Origin of the sequence: Pseudoalteromonas sp. BSi20429 (assembly GCF_000238895.1) — a bacterium.
In the GTDB taxonomy this organism is placed as follows: Bacteria; Pseudomonadota; Gammaproteobacteria; order Enterobacterales; family Alteromonadaceae; genus Pseudoalteromonas; species Pseudoalteromonas arctica.
This window is the reverse complement of the sequence record NZ_BADV01000027.1, coordinates 16,802-35,259: the sequence shown is the minus strand read 5'-3', so window position 1 is coordinate 35,259 and position 18,458 is coordinate 16,802. Positions and strand designations below refer to the sequence as shown.

Below are 18,458 nucleotides of genomic sequence, written 5' to 3'. Positions count from 1 at the left end.
CTTTTTTTACTCTCGCTATTTTATATCATACTTTTTTAAGTATTTTATAAAGCGCTTATCAAAGATAAGTCTTCTTTAGCGCGAGTTAAGTTATGCGATACCATTGCACTTTTAGACATTTCATTTGCTTCGTATAAATCAGCAAGGCCAGCAGTGTCGTTGTTCGCTTTTAAACGTGCAACACCACGGTTGCTTAATGCAAACGATGTAAGTTGGCGTACTTTAAATTTAGGGCCATCTGCGTCTTTTAAAAGTGCGATTGCTTTAGTACAAATTGCTTCAGCCTCAGCGTAATTTTTTGACTTAACATTCAGTGCGCAGCTATTAAATGATTGCTCAAGTGGCTGTGGCGCTGTTGCAGTTTCAATAACCATTAATTTGTAATCACTTTGCTCAGCCATTGCAGCAGCTGAACATGTAAGTAGTGAGCTAAGAGCGATAGTTTTGATAAGTGTTTTCATGGTCGTAGTCCTGTTGGTTAAGCCGTGCTTGTTGCCGACAACTGAACTTTAGAGAATTAACACAAAACCGACAAACGATTAAAACAAACCTAATAAGTGAATAAATCTAACCTATAGACTTTAGTCTAATGCCAAATTACTAATTTACGACAATTGATATTTATAAAAACAACCAACCAAACTTAAACTTATTGAGTACGTTCAAGCAACTTAACTACTTGGGCTACAACCATTTCTGGCTCATCTTTTTGCGGGTAGTGATAGCTTTTATTTGTTATAACTATTTCACCTTGAGGAAATGCATTAGCCCACTTTGAGTGTAAGTCGCCCCACATTTCCCGCGCTTTGTCGGTAAAAAATAATACAGATGGACTTTTATATTTTTTAACTGAGGCTATAACAGTCACTGGTATGTCAGCAATTTGTGGATAATCGGGCAGTGGACGTTTTGCCCAAAAATCTAAATACTGATTCGACATTCCATTTTTCATATCGTCGAGCTTTATTGCTGCAATTTCTTTTTCAGCGCGTGGCAAATCAATCGCGCGCATAATATCTACATCGTGCTCTGATGCAGGCTCAATTAACATCAACGCTTTAATCTGATTAGGGTATGTCGCAGCAAATACACGCGCGATATAAGCACCATAAGAATGCGCAACATACACAACAGGCTCTTCTATTTTCAGTGTTTTGAGTAATAATACAGCCTCAGCTGCATATTCTTCTGAGCTATAGTTTTTCTTTATTTGCGTAGAACCACCATTACCAATACGAGAATACCGTATAACTTTACCGTGCTTGGTAAGTGATTCAAAAACCGGGTCCCAATCACTTAAACCAGCAGAGCCGCCCGCTTCAAGTAAAATAGTATGTTTACCTTTACCAGCTAGCTCGTATTCAACGTCAAAGCCATTTACTTGAACTTTAGCCAGTCCAGCTAAAGCACTAGTAGATATAAGGAATGAGCAAAGGAATGTTACTTTTAATTTTAATCTCATTGCTTTCTGAACCAAAAAATCTCTTATTAAGATTTATTTATATTATTTAGTACCTGAAAAAGAACCGCTGACGATCCGTTCCCAAACTTGCTTATCAAAATATATACCAGAAACTTTACATGCTACTTCTGCAAATTCGATGTGCGAAGGGGAACTAAATTGAAAGTGATTGCGGTCACGAAGTACTTTGCTTGTGTGGTAAATAACATCAATAGCTACCAGTAATAACCCACCGGTATGAAATTGGATTGATGATTTAAATGCAAATCTATCTTTAGGCTCTATATTAAGTGATGCATTAAACCATTCTTCAATTTTACTCTCTCGACTATATATTTTCTCAGATAGGTTTGCTGAGACTTGATTTAGGTTTTTTATCAATAATCGAACCTCTTTTGAAGGTATGTCTTTTGATGCTGCCAGTTCAAGTAATAGACTATTAACAAAACTCATATCTAGCTTACGTAGCCCTGAGTACTTCGATTTTAAATTTGAGTCGAAGTCATCTAATAACCCTTTGATATGGCTAGCAAAAATATCTTTAATTATTTCAAATTCATCATATAAAGCTTTATTTTGTGCTTTGACTCTGTCATTGAACATTTTTACAGTAAAATAGTGCCCCATATAACCACCAGCTAAAGCACATAGAAGTCCAATTATCATATTTACCATTAATCACTTTCTCCATTAGTCAAAGCCGCTATTAATTTAATGTTCAAAATGCTTATATTCCCTATTTATAAAATATTACCCTTATAACTACATTAATAAAGACATTTTCACCACACTAACTAACAATATTAGCGACTGGTATTGTTACATTATTAAACATCACTAACACATCATTTATCACCCAAACCTATAAACTCCCTCGCCCATATGCCATAATCTAAATAATTCATTATTTTAGTAACTTGGCGCGCATTTAGGCGTTTTAAGTTAACTACTCAGGGTTTTCAGCATGGCATATCAAGAGCAAAATCAAGCAACAATCTACTGGCACGACTACGAGACTTGGGGGGCGAGCCCTCAAAAGGATAAGCCGAGCCAATTTGCGGGTATTCGTACCGATCTTGATTTAAATATTATTGGCGAGCCACTTATTGAATATTGTAAGCCGCAAGCGGATTACTTACCTCACCCTGAGGCGTGTTTAATTACGGGTATTACGCCACAAGTAGCGATGAAAAAAGGCTTGGTTGAGGCTGAGTTTATAGCAAAAATTCATGCCGAATTTAGCGTGCCAAACACCTGTGTTGCCGGTTATAACAGTATTCGGTTTGATGACGAAGTAAGTCGTTACAGCTTTTACCGTAACTTTTACGACCCATACGAGCGTGAATACAAAAATAACAATAGCCGATGGGATATTATTGATTTAGTACGTGCTTGTTACGCACTGCGCCCTGAAGGCATTGAATGGCCGTTAAAAGAAGATGGCAGCCCAAGCTTTAAGTTAGAACATTTAACAGTAGCTAATGGTATTGAACACGCCGCAGCGCACGATGCGCTAAGCGATGTAACCGCCACTATTGCATTGGCTAAACTAATAAAAGAAAAACAGCCAAAGCTGTATAACTTCTTTTTTGGTTTGCGTGGCAAAAAAGCCCTTGCTGAATTGGTTGACGTTTTTAACATGACGCCGCTAGTGCATACCACGTCGCGCATACCTGCAACACAAGGCTGTACAAGCTGGGTTGCACCAATGAGCTTTCATCCGGTAAATAAAAACGCAGTTATTTGTTTTGATTTAACTCAAAATCCGCAAGTACTCATTGATTTAAACGTAGAAGAGTTACGCAAACGTTTATACACCAAACGTGTAGATTTAGCCGAAGACGATTTACCTGTTGGCTTAAAACTAGTGCATTTAAACAAGTGCCCTATTTTAGCCCCAGCTAAAACATTATTGCCTGAAAACGCCGCGCGCCTTGGGATTGACCGTGAGCAATGCTTAGCTAACTTAGCTATTTTAAAAGCCAATACCGACCTTCGTGATAAAGTAACCGAAGTGTTTAACGAGCAAGGCGATTACAGCGCAACCACTAACGTTGACTACTTACTTTACGATGGGTTTACAAGCCATGCTGATAAAGCTAAATTTGCGATTATTCGTGATGCAAAACCAGATGAATTGGCTGGATTGAAGTTAGACTTTGAAGATAAAAAGTTTAATACATTGTTGTTTAGATACCGCGCCCGTAACTGGCCTGAAACGCTAAACCAGCAAGAGCTTGATCAATGGCGCCAGTACTGCCAAAACAAGTTAATGCACGGGGAAGATCAACCGTCGATTAATGCGCAAGATTTTATGATCACCCTTGAAAACCTAGCGCATGAACATGACGACAGCGAAAAAAATCTTACAATTTTAAAGGCGCTGTATAACTACGCTCAAAGCATGTAATTTACTTTAATTTTGTTTATATAACGCATTAAAAACGCGACACTTTAGCAATAAAGTGTCGCGTTTTTTGTTTATAAATATCTGTACCACTTCAAAAAAAGAAAAATCTATTTCACAAAGAGAAGCGAATGAGGAGTAAATGAGAAACATAAAAACAATAATTTTTTAGATCTATTACTTCCTCTAAAAGCGCAACGCCTCATAACCTCTTTGTGAATAAGTCACTTTACGGGCTTCGCCCATCACGCCAGCAAGCTTCGCGTCTACATCGACATACTCAACGTAAACGTTACTTTTTATGCAGCGCTTCAATGCGTGCTAGTAAGCTTGAGGTATCGTATCTGCCGCCGCCGAGTGCTTGTACGTCGGCGTAGTATTGATCGACCGTTGCGGTCATTGGCAATGTTGCACCGTTGTTTTTAGCTTCATCGAGTGCAATGCCTAAATCTTTACGCATCCAATCTACGGCAAAACCAAACTCATATTCACCCGCCCACATTGTTTTGTAGCGGTTTTCCATTTGCCATGAACCGGCTGCACCTTTAGAAATGGTTTCTATAACTTTTTCGCCATCAAGCCCAGCTTGCTTGGCAAAATGTAAGCCTTCGGCTAAACCTTGCACTGCGCCAGCAATACAAATTTGATTAACCATTTTACAAAGTTGTCCCGAGCCAACGCCGCCTAGTAATTGGCTAAAACGGCTAAACGCTGCCATAACTGGCTGCACTTTAGCAAATACAGCTTCACTGCCACCCGCCATAACCGTTAATACGCCGTTTTCGGCGCCAGCTTGTCCGCCCGATACAGGCGCATCTATAAAGTCGATATTTTGCAAAGCCGCTTTTGCAGCCACTTCGCGTGCTACTTCGGCAGAGGTTGTGGTGTGATCAACCAAAATAGTGTGCGGCAACATGCCCGCTAACACACCATCTTCGCCATACACTACTGAGCGTAAATCGTCATCGTTACCAACACACATAAATACGATGTCGGCATTACTGGCAGCTTCGCGCGGGGTTGGTGCAAAGCTTCCTGAATGTTCTGCAGTCCACGTTTGTGCTTTAGCTTGAGTACGGTTATAAACGCATACGCTGTGCCCTGCTTTTGCTAAATGCCCCGCCATTGGGTAACCCATTACGCCTAAACCTATAAATGCGACTTTCATTGACATAAAAATGACCTATTTAACTGATAACTTAGAAACTAGACCTCGATTATGTCAACCGGTCGATAAAAAAGCGAATGAAAGTCTTTATAAAATTTCCTTAGCGGGAAAGGTAAGTAGGTAACCTATGGACAGTATTTATCAATTTAATGCACCACTTTTTAACAGCGAAAATTTTTCTCTTAGCCAATTACAGGGCAAAACCGTCCTTATTGTTAATACAGCGAGTAAGTGTAATTTTTCTGTGCAATTAAATGCGCTCGAAAAGCTCTATCAGCAATACAAAAGCAATGGTTTTACTGTACTTGCGTTTCCCTGTAACCAGTTTGGCCAAAATGAGCCGCTTGATAATTTAGCCATTAAAGACTTTTACCAAGAGCAATTTAATGTCTCATTTGAGGTATTTGGTAAAGTAATGGTAAACGGGCCAGAAACACATCCGTTGTTTAATTATTTAAAGTCGCATACGCGGGGTATTTCGCAAAATCGTGCAATTAAGTGGAATTTCACTAAGTTTTTAATTAACTCACAAGGGCAACTTGTTGCACGCTATGCACCACGTACTAAGCCCGAAACACTTAAACAAGTAATAGAAAGCAACCTACTGCAAGCCGCAAAGTTAAGCGCTGCTAGAGGTGGTAAAAAAGTATCGTCAAAAATACCTTTGTTTACGTCGGCTAAGGCATAAATTAGGGCTTAATTTAAATCAATAAAATGCGTGTTACTAAAGCACAGGTTTATAAAGTAGTTTATTGTATTAGTAATAAATAATACTCCTTAAGCGTCGAGGCTATTACCATGAACATTGCTTTTTTTAGTACTCAAAAGTACGAACTGCCTTTTTTTGAACAAAGTACACGCGATCACCGTGATATAAAAATAACGTATTTTGAGCAAGCCCTGAGCGAACAAACGGCCATTTTAACAAACGGGTTTGATGCCATATGCGTATTTGTTAACGACACTGTAAACGCCACTGTTATTGAACAATTGGCAAGCCATGGCATAAATACTATTTTGCTACGTTGTGCAGGATTTAATAATGTTGATTTACCTGCAGCAAAAGCACATAAAATTAAAGTATTACGTGTTCCTGCTTACAGCCCTGAGGCCGTAGCCGAGCATTGTATTGCACTTATGCTAACGCTTAGCCGTAAAACGCATAAAGCGTATAACCGCGTACGCGAAGACAATTTTGATTTAAACGGATTGCTTGGTTTTAACTTGCACAATAAAACCGTGGGTATTGTAGGTTGCGGCAAAATTGGCCTTGCGCTGTGCAACATTTTAAATGGCTTTGGCGCTAATGTATTAGTATGCGACCCCTACGCACAACCTGGCAATTATACAATTACCGATATAGACACCGTACTTAGCCAAAGCGATGTGATTTCTTTGCATTGCCCTTTAACGGAGCAAACTCATCATTTAATAGATGATGAGGCGTTTAGTAAAATGAAAACCGGCGTTATGCTTATTAACACCTCTCGCGGTGCATTACTTGATAGTAGCGCATGTATTAGTGCGCTAAAAACTAAAAAATTAGGCTACTTAGGGCTCGACGTTTACGAGCAAGAGTCGGAGCTATTTTTTAAAAATCACAGCGACGAAATAAATCAAGACGATATATTCTCGCGCTTAGTGAGCTTTAAAAATGTATTAGTAACGGGGCATCAGGGCTTTTTTACCCAAGAAGCACTCACCGAAATAGCAAACACAACCCTACTTAACGCGCTTGAAGTAAGCGAAGGTAAACCTTTAACTAATGAGGTTTTATAAATACTTTAGCTGTACCTAAATAATAGGCACAAAAAAAGCGAAGTGCGTTTTAAACTCACTTCGCTTTATTAATCTATTTTTAGGGTTTAGATAAAATTAACCAAACGCGACGTTTGCAAATACCAAGGTCATTAATATTGGGCAAACAAAACGAATATACTGAGCAAACCAGTAATGTACGCCTGTTGTTGCTTGATGTAATTTATTACCACGCTGCCACATCCAACCTACCGTAATAAAGTAAAATAAACCCATAAGCGGTAATTGGTATTGAGTAAATAGCATAATAACTAAACCAAATAACCAATCAAAATTTAATATAATTGCGCTTGCACATACAAGTACAACGGCGCTCACTGCCCATGTTGCTTTGGTGCGGCTAACGTTGTGGTTTTCGACTAAAAACGCTACCGGAATTTCAGTGGTCGATATAGTTGACGTAACCGATGCGATAGACATTAATACAAAAAACAATAAACCAACTAATAAGCCAATTTCGCCCATGGTGCTAAATAGCTCAGGTAAAATAGCAAAAATTAGCTGCCCTTCGCCAATCAGTTTACCGCCACTAAATACCTCTACACCGTTGTGCTGCGCCACATAAATAGCAGGAATAATAAGTAACCCCGCTAAAAAAGCAACACCAGTATCAAGTAGTGCAACACCTGCTGTGAGCTTTGGTAAATTAGCATCTGGTTGTAAATACGAGCCGTAAATCATCATACAACCCACACCTAACGAGAGCGAAAAGAACGCTTGCCCCATTGCCGCAATAATTAAATTAGGGTCAAGTATTTGGCTAAAATCAGGAATTAAATACGCGGCAAAACCTTCGCTTGCGCCATCAAGTGTTGCAATGTAGGCAATTAAACCAACTAGCAGCACAAGTAACAGTGGCATTAAACGGCGCGACCAGGTTTCGATTCCCGATTTAACCCCTTTTAAAATAATACTGGCGGTTAAAATAAGCATAAGCGGCGTAAATACAAAATTACGCAGCACTGAGTCGCTATGTAAAAACTCGCTTGCGCCTGTAAATCCAAAAAAGGTGGTTATGGGTTCAATAGCGTAGGAGAGCATCCACCCTGCCACTATTGAATAAAAACTTAGCATAACAACTGCGCCCGCAAGGCCTATGTAACCAGCTGCTGCACCAACCTTACGGCTAGTGTTTTGCCATGCATCGCCCAATGCTTTTACCGGGTTAGCTTGTGCTTTGTGACCTAAATAAAGTTCGGTATACAGCGCAGGAAGCGCAAGTAAAAATATAACAATAAAGTAAACCAGTAAAAATGCACCGCCGCCATGGTTGGCCGCTTGCGTAGGAAAACCCCAAATATTACCTAAACCCACTGCTGCGCCAGCAGCGGCTAAAACAAAACCAAGTCGGCTTTGAAACCCATCACGCACTTGTGCCATACATCTACAAATCTGTTATTATTTTGATTATTGTGAATTAAACCATATTTCATGCCAGCTGAGTAATAAAATTGTACCCAGCCTTTATTAGTGGCGTTAACCGCTCACAATATCAGCGACTTCTTTTGCTTTAGGGCTTTTATGACTGAACACTATTTTAAAAATGCCTTGAGTATTACTTCAACTCAATTGGCAAATTTGTCTTTAGCGAGTAACAGTATTTTATTATTTAATGCTAAAACACTTGAGCTTAGTGACTTTAATTTGCCCGATTGCTTAAGCCCATTTGAGTTAACTATTATAAACCGCCGTAAAAGTCCGCAAGCTAAGCAAGAGTATTTAGCGACGCGGTTATTGTTAAAACACCTTATTAAAGTAGCGCAGCCGCAACATGCGCGTGTAGCCCTTAATAAAATAAGTACCGAATTTGACGAGGCAAGCTCAAAGCTGCAAATACACGTAAATGGTGATGTTATTAATACCTGTATTTCGCACTCGCATGGTTTGGTTGGCGTAGCGCTAAATTTTGATAAAAGTGAGTTTGGGTTTGATATTGAAAAAGTAAGCCTAAAGCGCCCGTTTGAAAAGCTCGCTAAGCATTTTTATCATAATGATGAAATTACACTTATCACTGAGCCTACTAATACCCAAGCCCAAGCAGATACGTTTTTTAGAATTTGGACATTAAAAGAGTCACTTGCTAAAGCCACCAGCCGCCCTATTGCAAAATTACTTAGCCCCAATGTGTTTGACGAATTACATAGTGCAAAGCTGAGTGCTTGCAGTAATCGCGTTACTGTAGTTGATAGCAGTGACAGCAATGTTTGTTTTGATGTGAGTGTGGTGCATAAAAAAAGCACCGACTGGCGATGCTTTTTATTAAATGACTTTATTAATCAATTTTGTTAAGTGATTTTACTAGGTAATTTTCCTGAATAACCGTTATTTACGCAGCAAAATCGTTTTCTAATAAACGGCTATGAATAGACTGTACTACGTTATCTGACTCAGTTTGCTCTACTAAAAAGCACAAGTTGTGCTTACTTGCACCGTGACAAATTAATCGAATGTTAAAGTCTTTTAGTACACTCATTAAGTTCATTTCGTGTTGGCGTAATTGAATCTCAGAGCCAATAAGTGCCACCAGTGTTAGGTTGTTTTCTACCGAAACATGGCAAAACTCTGCAAGCTTATCTAGGCATTCTTGATCGAGCTCTGGGCGCGATGCGTTTTGCGCATTATCAAGGGTTATAGCTACGCTGATTTCTGATGTGGTTACCAAATCTACCGATATATTATATTCACTTAATAGTGTAAATACGCGTGCTAAAAAGCCGCTTGCTAGTAGCATTTCAGGGCTTTTAAGCGTAAGCAATATTTGGTTTTTACGTTGTGTTACTGCGCGTATACCTGGTTGCTGCGATTTTTCACGCTCAATCCACGTACCGCCACGCTCTGGCTCGCGGCTAGAACCTACAAATACGTTAATGTGGCTACGACTTGCTGGCAAAATAGTCGCTGGGTGTAATACTTTTGCGCCAAAGGTTGCCATTTCAGCGGCTTCGTCAAAACTTAAACGTGCAATAGGCGTCGCTTTTGCGCACAAACGCGGGTCGGTGCTAAAAATGCCCACTACATCGGTCCAAATATGCACACTTTTAGCGTTAATCGCTTCAGCTAGTAATGCAGCGCTATAGTCAGAACCACCTCGTCCTAGCGTTGTGGTTTGACCGTATTCGTCACTACCAATAAATCCCTGAGTTACAATTACTTGAGCGTCTAATAACGGGATTAAATGCTCTTTAGCAGCTTGCGCTGTGGTTGCAACATTAGGCGTTGCTTTGCCAAATTGGCTATCGGTTTTAAGCACCTTGCGCACATCAAAGCGATCGGCGTTTAAACCTTGTAAACGCAGCACCTGAGCAAATAAATATGACGATAAACGCTCACCAAAGCTAAGTAGCTCATCGTGTTGCTGATCGGTTGTTAGTGACTCTTGAGCCAATGTTTGAAATGCTTTTAGGGTTTCGTTAAAGCCAACCGCTAAATCGGCATCTAGCGATAATTCATCTAAAATAGTTTGTTGAATAGCAAGCACGCCATTTATGTGTTCTTGGCGCTCACTTGAGGTAATGCTTGATTTACACAGTGCAACTAAGTGGTTAGTTACGCCGGCACTGGCGCTCACGGCAACAATACGTACGCTTTTATCTGCAACAATAATTTCGCTACAGCGACTCATCGCTTCAAAATTTGCAACACTTGTTCCGCCAAATTTGGCAACGATGTAATCTGATTTTGCGCTTAACTCTGTTTTAGGCACTGTTTGTGGCGCTGATTGGGTAGTCATTTAGTCTCCTTTCGCGGTATCCAAACCGCAATAAAACAAGAAGAACTTGGCAAAGGAATGCTTGAAGATAAGTCCACTGCCAGAAGCTCTCCACCTATATTGGTGACAGTTTTGAGGATTCAGCCCCATAAACCGAAAAACAATGACGACGTACCATTATTTTCCTCGGCGAGTACTTCCCTCCTTAATGATCATCGGCTTTCGTCGCCTAACATTAAGTACCTAAGTATCGCACCTCTTCTGAATGCTTTATTAACCAGTGGCTAATAAAACAAAACCCCACTAAGTAGCGGGGCTTTGAAAGTTATCGTTTAGACGTCTAGCTGTCAAGCATTTAATAATTTATGAGTTAAATAAAACTGCCCATGTAATACGAGCCCGCATATCCAACCGTGTAACAAATTAATAAATGCAGCGATAAGCGCAAGTAGCTCATAAAGGTAAGCGCTTTAACTTTACTCATGGCAATAATACCCGCAGCCGACCCAATGATAAGCATTGAACCGCCCACGCCCGTTGCATACGTAAACGACAACCAGTGCTGTTGGCTCATTACTATATCGGCTTTTAATAAAGCAGCAGTAAGCGGTACGTTATCGACCCCTGCTGATAATATGCCCATTAAGTAGTTTGCGTACTCAGGTGCCATTACCGTGTATAGGTCTGTAAATTTACTTAGCATACCAATTTCTTTAAGTGCGCCTACAAGTAAAAGTACACCTACAAAAAATAATAATGTGTCGTATTCTATATCGCGAACAAAATCGATTATGTCTTTGTTAATGTCTTTTTTGCGCATTAAAAACTGCGCTACTAAAAACATCACTGATAAGCCAAACAAGAAGGTTAATAAAGGCGGTACGCTGTAAACTACACTCAGCATAAGTGTGCTCACTACGGTAGATAAAAATATAACAGCAATGGTTATGTCGGTTTTTTCAATGCGGGTTTTACCTGCACTAGCAAACTCAACACGCCCTTTCATACCTATAGACAGTAACGCGGCAAGCAGCATAACGCTTGCAAGAGCTGGCGCTATAAGTAGTAATAAATGAGCAATGGTTACTTTGCCATCTAAAAATATCATTAGTGTGGTTACGTCACCTGTTATTAGCGATACCCCACCTGAGTTAACCCCAAACACAATAAGCGTGGCGTATTTAATAAGCTTTTTAGGTTCAAGTTTTAACGACATAACAACCGCAAGCGATATAAGCGTCGCTGTTACGTTGTCTGAAATCGACGAAAACAAAAATGCAAAACCACCCACCAAAAACATGAGCTTTTTTTCGCTAATACTTTTTGGCATAACACGGTGCACAATATTTTCTATAAACCCCTTTGAATTTAAATACGCTACAAAGGTCATTGCAGCCATTAAAAATAACCATAACGAGGCAATTTCTAAAATATTTTCATTTAAAAGGTGTTGAATCGTATCGGGGCTTTGCCCGTGTAGAGGGTATATAAAAAGAAGAATCCAGCAAAGCGTACCAAAAAACAGCGTGGTTTTAGCTTTATTGACATGGATTATATCTTCTATAACGATCAGTAAAAATGCAATCGCTATCAGGGTTAGAATAATCGAGGAAACCATGGTAGTTAAACAACCTTTGATATAGTTTTAAAGAACACACAAATAACATTCCATTTCATGTGCCTATTTTCGGCGCGAATTTTAGCACTGCCTCTATGCAAAAACTATTATTAAATGGTCTTAAAAACGAATACTATATACAGACAAGGTTAATTAAAAATACGTAATAATGAGTCTTCTATAAGAACTCAATAATAAAATACTAGGATGTTGTAACCTCTTATGATCCCAGCTAAAAAGCTGCTAAACACCATAACCGAACATTGGGGTGTATTAGAGCTATTATTTAAACGTTTTAAAATGGCTGACTTTAGCCTAAAAGACGTACAAAACGCGATTAAACAAAAGCAGCCTACGTGGTCAAACGAACGCATTTATAAAGAAACAAATCGTTTGTTAAACCAAGATATTTTAATTCCACTGGCTAAATCTTCTCAGCTTGAAATAAATCGTGCCATTGCCGATTTTGCTACGTTTTTACTGCAAGAAGAGCATTTAGGCTTAGCGCAAGAAATTAGCGTATTAGTCGACGACCTTGCACGTTTAGGTAATCGCCTAGATAACGCTGGCGAAATAGAAGACTTTGACGACTTACGCCGCTACAGCCGCATTATGGATGATCGGGTGCGTAAAATAATGAAGCTATACGCACACAACGAAAACGCTATTTTAAATATTGTTGAACAAGCTAAATCTAATAATGCGGTGCAATCGCTGCAAAAGCGTTATAAAGCGGTAATAGAAGCGTTTGACGAATACATAGAGCCAATGCTTGAAATGGTTGATATTCGTGGTGAATTTCATGCGTGTTTTACCCTCATTGAAGAGCAAATAAGTAAGCAAATACTGCACATTGAGCGCTCAGGTAAAGCGTACAACGATAAACGCATGCTGGAGCAATTACGTACCCGTATACTCGAAATGCATTTAGTGGGTAGAGAAAGCTTACGTAAAAGTGCTGATATGCTTATGCCGCTGCGCGAAGAGTTACGCCGTAATAACTTAATTACTCGCCAAGCAGCCAAAGTACTTGGGCTTGTGCGCAAAAATGGCGTAGACAATATGCTAAGTGCTGTACAGCCACACTTTGTGAGCGACGCACAGCGATATTCGCTTGGTCAGCAACGCCATATTGTGGCTTATATGGCAAGCTTGGTTGAATTTGAACACGAAGAATACCAATTGCCAGATCAACAAGACGTGCCTGCATTTGTTACACCTAATATTCCTGACTACAACGATGTTAAAATCAGCTTTGCTAAGCGCTTTAATAAAAAACGCAAAAAGCCGCAGCCCTTGCTGCAATTTTTAGACGAAAGCTACCCAAATCTCGATGCCGACGAAATGCTATTTTTGTATCAAAAATTAGTCAGCGACAGCGATATTAAAATAATTCAAAGCGATGAAAAAGCCCGCGTAAAAATTGCCGGTCAGCACTTTTCTTTATATCCATTTAATTCAGAGCCTCAGCCAGATTCAAAGGCAGGTAAATAAACCATGACACACATAAACTTAGACGAGCTAACCCATCTACAAGCCATTAATAAAAAATTAGTAGCGGGTTATCACATTTGCGAGCAAGACAACGTAATGTGGCAAGAGCTTGACCAACACATAGAAGACTACACCGCCCTATTTACCGCCCTAGGTAACGATTTAAAACGCGACAGCCGTGGCTTTTATTACTTTGGTAGCGACGAAAGCACGCCAAATATGGGCAAAATATCTCGCGCTATCGCACTCACCATTTACATTTTAATTGAGCACTACGCCAATACGGGTAAAGACCCAATGCGCGCATTGTTTGACGACGTAAACAATTTAGAGCTTATGCAAACGCTGGTGCAAATTAACAAACATTTGTTTGATCAGCTTGAGATATTTTCGGGATCGGACCTGCGCAAAGACGTTTACCTGCGCATGGTCCGCCTAGGTTTAGCCCGTGAAGTAGAAGGCGGCTTTATGCTACAAGCGCCAATTCACCGCTACATAGATGCACTCATGGAAGTAAACGAAGAAACCTATATTACAGAGGACGAGGAATGAAAAATCTATACGGACTAAGTAAACTCGCCCTACTTAACACCGCAGGCTATGCAAAATGTGTGATCCCGCTTGATAAAAGTAGCTCTATTTGCGCGCCCAATAACACAGGTAAAAGCTCGGTTATTAACGCCCTGCAGTTCCCGCTTATTAACGATTTGCGCTTAACAGAATGGGACGGACACGATTTAGATGAAACCCGTAAGTTTTATTTTTCATCCGATCAGTCGTACATTTTACTCGAAGCTAACTTGCCTCATGGCTCGGTAGTAATAGGCGTTGCAGGGCTTGGTAAAATTGCCGGTTACGCGCATCAGTACTTTTGTTATCAAGGAAAGCTTGATTTAGAGCAGTACACGCAAGGTAAAACTATTATTAAATTTACCAAGCTGTTCAACCATTTAAAATCGCTTAACTACAACCCTATTGAGTTAAAAGCACAAGAGTTAAACGCGCTACTTACTGGCGGCGCAACGCCTTTTGACGGCGACATTAACTTAAAAATGATCCCGCTTAATAATGTACAAGACTCTTCTATTTATAAAGAAATATTTAGACGTATTCTTAACTTACACAAATTAGGCGCAAGCGACGTAAAACGCTTTATGCTACGCGTGTTTGAACGCCATATGTCAAACTCTAAGGTCGACTTTTATGAAGTATGGCGCCGCTCGTTTGATAAAGTAAACCGCTCAAAACGCGAATTAAAAGCCCTTGAGTCAATGCAAGAGCCAATAGCCGCGCTTGAATCAATGCTTGAAAACCAAACCGTGCTTAAAGGTAAATTAGCGGCGTATGCGCCTAAAATTGACCAAGCACTAATTGATTTTGATACCTATCAAGAATCGCAACTTAATGAGTTGGGCATTGCGCTTGAAGATATAGAGCACGAAAAACACGAGTTTGAGCAAAAACAAAGCCTATACGTACAGCAATCGCGCGACATAGAGCGCAGACAAACACAAATTGAGCAGTGGTTTTTAGATTACGATGCGCTTAAAAGCGAATTTGAACTGGTAAATAAAGCCACCCTTAAAACCAGCCTGACTCAGTTAAAGCAAGATTACGAGTCGCTTTCGCACTCTATAACCAGCGCACAAGGGCAAAGCCTACACACGCTTGACTACCGCATTAGCGAAACACAAAAACAAATTAAGAGCTTAAAGCTGCAACTTAAAAACCTTGAGTTTAATTTGTTTACCCGTATGCGCGAAGACCTCTCGTTAAAAGAAGTAGAAGAAATATCGCGGATTTTAAACCCAGATATTCTCTCGTTTGCGACCACCACTAATGGCGATATAACCATTGATGACGAAGACGCGTTTGGTGAATTTTTATCGCTACTTAGCGAAAACGTTAAAGGCGGCGTACTAACACTACCAGGGGCGAACATTAAGCTTAAAAAGCTCTCGCCTGTGCAAATGCAAAGCGGCGAAAACAAAGAGCAATTAACCGCTCAGCTCAGTGCACTTGAGCATTCACTTAAAGAGTTTAAGCAACAGCGCGATGTTGCAGCAAACGTTGCCGACAAGCAAAAAGAAAAAGACGCGCTATACGATGAGCTTATGAGCGCAGAAAGCGCCCTAAAACGCTTAGAGCAGTTTGATATAATGCAGCAGTCGGTTGAAGCGCAAGCCATGCTAAAAGAGCAGTTATTAGCTGAGCGCGAACAAGTTGACGACTACCTGCAAGATATTCAAAAAAATAGTGGCTCAATTGCCGATCGTCGTTCGTTAATTAAATCGAAACAAGAGCAAATTAATCGCCAAACTGAGCGCTTACGCCAAGTTAAAAGCGAGCGAATTGACCACACCCTTGATTTATACAGCGGCAAAGTAACCCCGTATATGATTGATATTACAGTCGACTTTGATAACTTAAGCGACCTTGTTCATCATTTTAATAAAGACTGCCAAGAGCTGCGTAATTTTGACATAAACGTACGCAACACCTATTTGCATGTATATAACGCGGGTATTACTAAATTCGATAACGAAAATGACGAATACACTAAATACCAAAAGCTAATAAGCGCCTTTCATAATATTGATAACGAACGCGACGCTGTTGAACGCCAAGCTCGTGTTGCACTTACCGAAGTGGCTGCAACTATTAAAGGCTTACGAGAAGATTTAGACCGACTTCGCCGCGAAATGAACAGCTTTAATAAAGGCATAAGCCAGCACCGTATTTCAAACCTGCAAGCATTTAAAATTAACGTCATACCGCGCAAAATGCTGGTTGATAGTATAGATACCATTATCAGCACGTCGCATCAGTTTGAGCAAGGTGACACACTTGATTTACTGAGCCAAGAACCGTACAGCGAAAGTGCGGTAAACGAAGCGAAAGATCACTTAATTAAACTCGCCTCAGATAAAGCGGGTTTAACGCTTACCGATTTATTTGATATTCGATTTGAAGTGGTTAACCGCGCAGGTGAAACCGAACACTTTGAAAAAATAGATTCGGCGGGTTCAAACGGCACACGAATTACTATTAAGTTATTGTGTGGCATGTTGTTTATTCGTTACTTATTAAGCGATCAGGAACAAAACCTATACCGTATACCTATTTACATAGATGAAGCAGCCGACATTGACCCACAAAATCAAAAAGCAATTATAGAAACCGCACTAAGCTTTGGTTTTGTGCCTATATTTGCCTCAGTTAAGCCACAAATAAGTTGTGACTACATTGTGCCTATTCGTTCAGTAAAAGACGGTGCACAAAACTGGGTAGATGAAAAAGATTGGATTGAAGTTGAACACAATTAATTGGCCGTTAAGGCAAACCAACTAAACTAAAATATAGGACGTTTAAATAATACACATTTAAACTATGTGTGTTATTTTAAATTAATGCATTTTATTGGAGCAAACGTAATGAAAAATATACTTATTGTTGCAGCGCTAGCACTTCTTACAGCCTGTACACAAACCCCAGATTGGGATTACGATAAATCAGCTAACTTTAGTAATTTTAAAACATTTGCTTGGGTAGAAAACGCCAGCCTAACTAAAGACACAAATAACTATCAAATTAATGGCCTGATGGAAAAGCGTGTTCGCACTGCCGTTAACGCAGAGCTGAGCCAAACACTAGGTATGAGTTTAGTTGATGCGGCGCAAGCTGATGTACTTGTTAACTATCATGCATCGGTAGATAAAGAGCTTGAAGTAGACAACTTCAATATAAACTACCGCCCGCATTGGGGTTATTGGGGTACTGGTTTTCAACGCGATACAACTGCGCGTGAATACGAAGTGGGTACACTGATTATTGATATTGTAGACCGTGAATCTAACCAGCTAGTATGGCGCGGCGCAAAAGAAGGTCGATTAAAGAAAAATCAATCGCCAGAAAAGCGTGAAGCATCAATTAACAAAACAGTGAGCGAAATTTTAAGTAACTTCCCGCCGCAAAAGCAGCAGTAAGTTAAAATTAGCTATAATTAAGTTTTGAAAAAGCTCACAGTATGTGAGCTTTTTTGTAGGTGTGTATTTTTGGAACTTTTAAAATAAAGTAATTACGAGCTACGCCCGTCACGTCAGCAAGCTGCACGTATGCAAAAAACACCGCGTCAAACTTTACCCGTAGGCGCTAAGCTTGCTTGCGCGAGAAGCGATAGCTTCTAATTACTTATCTTTATGCGCTTACCCTACTCTAAGTTACGATTTATACTTATGCAGTAACTCAAGCGGTATATGACAGTAATCATCAGGATGATTAGTTAAGCGGTCTTGATGCTCAGGATCGCTTGGCACGTAGTTAGTTAGCAGCTCTACCCCTACCACAATTTTATCGGCATCACTTCGCTGGCTTATATAATTGCTAGCGACCTTTAAATGATCTTGGCTTTTGCTATAAATGGCAGTGCGATATTTAGGGCCTACGTCATCCCCTTGTTTGTTAACGCTATACGGATCAATAATCTCAAAAAAGAAGCCAAACAGCTCGTTTAAGCTAACCGCTTTTGTACTAAATATTACTTTTACACACTCAGCATAACCGTCGTATTCACCTTGTGTATTATCGTTTTTTCCATTAGCCCGCCCTGCTTCAGTACTTATTACACCAGGTAAGTGCTTTAAAAACTCTTGCACGCCCCACAGGCAGCCACCTGCAAAGTAAATAGTATCTTGCTGTTTTATATTCATAATAAATGTGACCAAATTTGTTAGATGCATTAACGTTGCAAATGATTATCAAATGCAGTTTTTAATGAATTAA

At 39.9% G+C, this 18,458-nt stretch carries 16 protein-coding genes and 1 riboswitch; of the genes, 8 read left to right on the top strand and 8 right to left on the bottom strand.

Annotation, left to right across the window (positions count from 1 at the left end):
- Positions 1–44 precede the first annotated feature (44 nt).
- The 3 genes from P20429_RS13330 to P20429_RS13340 form a co-directional block, all read right to left on the bottom strand.
- Positions 45–461, bottom strand: a complete 417-nt coding sequence (locus tag P20429_RS13330) for a hypothetical protein (protein ID WP_007581917.1) — start codon at positions 459–461, stop codon at positions 45–47.
- Positions 462–649: 188 nt separating this feature from the next.
- Positions 650–1,462, bottom strand: coding sequence for an alpha/beta fold hydrolase (locus P20429_RS13335; protein ID WP_007581915.1), 813 nt, complete (start codon positions 1,460–1,462; stop codon positions 650–652).
- Between the two features lie 42 nt (positions 1,463–1,504).
- Entirely contained in the window at positions 1,505–2,089 is a 585-nt protein-coding gene (locus P20429_RS13340) for a hypothetical protein (RefSeq protein ID WP_139047178.1), read from the bottom strand.
- Positions 2,090–2,426: 337 nt separating this feature from the next.
- Here P20429_RS13340 and sbcB point away from each other — a divergent pair, with 337 nt between their 5' ends.
- A complete protein-coding gene (gene sbcB / locus P20429_RS13345; RefSeq protein WP_007581911.1) occupies positions 2,427–3,872 on the top strand; it encodes an exodeoxyribonuclease I in 1,446 nt (481 codons plus the stop codon).
- Between the two features lie 289 nt (positions 3,873–4,161).
- Here the strand turns inward: sbcB and P20429_RS13350 are convergent, their stop codons facing one another.
- Positions 4,162–5,043, bottom strand: a complete 882-nt coding sequence (locus P20429_RS13350; protein ID WP_007581909.1) for an NAD(P)-dependent oxidoreductase — start codon at positions 5,041–5,043, stop codon at positions 4,162–4,164.
- Between the two features lie 121 nt (positions 5,044–5,164).
- Here P20429_RS13350 and P20429_RS13355 point away from each other — a divergent pair, with 121 nt between their 5' ends.
- Positions 5,165–5,725, top strand: coding sequence for a glutathione peroxidase (locus P20429_RS13355; protein WP_007581908.1), 561 nt, complete (start codon positions 5,165–5,167; stop codon positions 5,723–5,725).
- A gap of 110 nt (positions 5,726–5,835) precedes the next feature.
- A complete protein-coding gene (locus P20429_RS13360) occupies positions 5,836–6,816 on the top strand; it encodes a 2-hydroxyacid dehydrogenase (protein ID WP_007581907.1) in 981 nt (326 codons plus the stop codon).
- A 96-nt stretch (positions 6,817–6,912) separates the two neighbouring features.
- On the opposite strand, the gene P20429_RS13365 is transcribed toward P20429_RS13360, so the two are convergent.
- Positions 6,913–8,235: a sodium-dependent transporter gene (locus P20429_RS13365; RefSeq protein ID WP_007581906.1), complete on the bottom strand. Its 1,323-nt coding sequence runs from the start codon at positions 8,233–8,235 to the stop codon at positions 6,913–6,915.
- A 141-nt stretch (positions 8,236–8,376) separates the two neighbouring features.
- Between P20429_RS13365 and P20429_RS13370 the strand changes: the two genes are divergently transcribed.
- Entirely contained in the window at positions 8,377–9,144 is a 768-nt protein-coding gene (locus P20429_RS13370) for a 4'-phosphopantetheinyl transferase superfamily protein (protein ID WP_007581905.1), read from the top strand.
- Between the two features lie 37 nt (positions 9,145–9,181).
- On the opposite strand, the gene lysC is transcribed toward P20429_RS13370, so the two are convergent.
- Both lysC and nhaD read right to left on the bottom strand, forming a co-directional pair.
- Positions 9,182–10,585 (bottom strand): lysine-sensitive aspartokinase 3, encoded by a 1,404-nt coding sequence (lysC, locus tag P20429_RS13375; RefSeq protein WP_007581904.1) that lies wholly within the window; start codon positions 10,583–10,585, stop codon positions 9,182–9,184.
- Between the two features lie 75 nt (positions 10,586–10,660).
- Positions 10,661–10,833, bottom strand: a riboswitch (Lysine riboswitch).
- A 101-nt stretch (positions 10,834–10,934) separates the two neighbouring features.
- Complete coding sequence (nhaD, locus tag P20429_RS13380) at positions 10,935–12,182, bottom strand: sodium:proton antiporter NhaD (RefSeq protein ID WP_033026509.1); 1,248 nt, start codon at positions 12,180–12,182, stop codon at positions 10,935–10,937.
- A 222-nt stretch (positions 12,183–12,404) separates the two neighbouring features.
- Between nhaD and P20429_RS13385 the strand changes: the two genes are divergently transcribed.
- The 4 genes from P20429_RS13385 to P20429_RS13400 all read left to right on the top strand — a co-directional run bounded on the left by P20429_RS13385 (position 12,405) and on the right by P20429_RS13400 (position 17,662).
- Complete coding sequence (locus tag P20429_RS13385) at positions 12,405–13,676, top strand: hypothetical protein (protein WP_007581902.1); 1,272 nt, start codon at positions 12,405–12,407, stop codon at positions 13,674–13,676.
- Between the two features lie 3 nt (positions 13,677–13,679).
- Positions 13,680–14,228: a hypothetical protein gene (locus P20429_RS13390; RefSeq protein ID WP_007581901.1), complete on the top strand. Its 549-nt coding sequence runs from the start codon at positions 13,680–13,682 to the stop codon at positions 14,226–14,228.
- Positions 14,225–17,002 (top strand): hypothetical protein, encoded by a 2,778-nt coding sequence (locus P20429_RS13395; RefSeq protein ID WP_007581900.1) that lies wholly within the window; start codon positions 14,225–14,227, stop codon positions 17,000–17,002. Before P20429_RS13390 ends, P20429_RS13395 begins: the two co-directional genes overlap by 4 nt.
- A 108-nt stretch (positions 17,003–17,110) precedes the next feature.
- Positions 17,111–17,662 carry a DUF4136 domain-containing protein gene (locus tag P20429_RS13400; RefSeq protein WP_007581899.1) on the top strand — a complete coding sequence of 184 codons (552 nt, stop codon included), beginning with the start codon at positions 17,111–17,113 and terminating at the stop codon, positions 17,660–17,662.
- Positions 17,663–17,896: 234 nt separating this feature from the next.
- On the opposite strand, the gene P20429_RS13405 is transcribed toward P20429_RS13400, so the two are convergent.
- Positions 17,897–18,385, bottom strand: a complete 489-nt coding sequence (locus P20429_RS13405) for a peptide-methionine (S)-S-oxide reductase (RefSeq protein ID WP_007581898.1) — start codon at positions 18,383–18,385, stop codon at positions 17,897–17,899.
- Between the last annotated feature and the right edge of the window lie 73 nt (positions 18,386–18,458).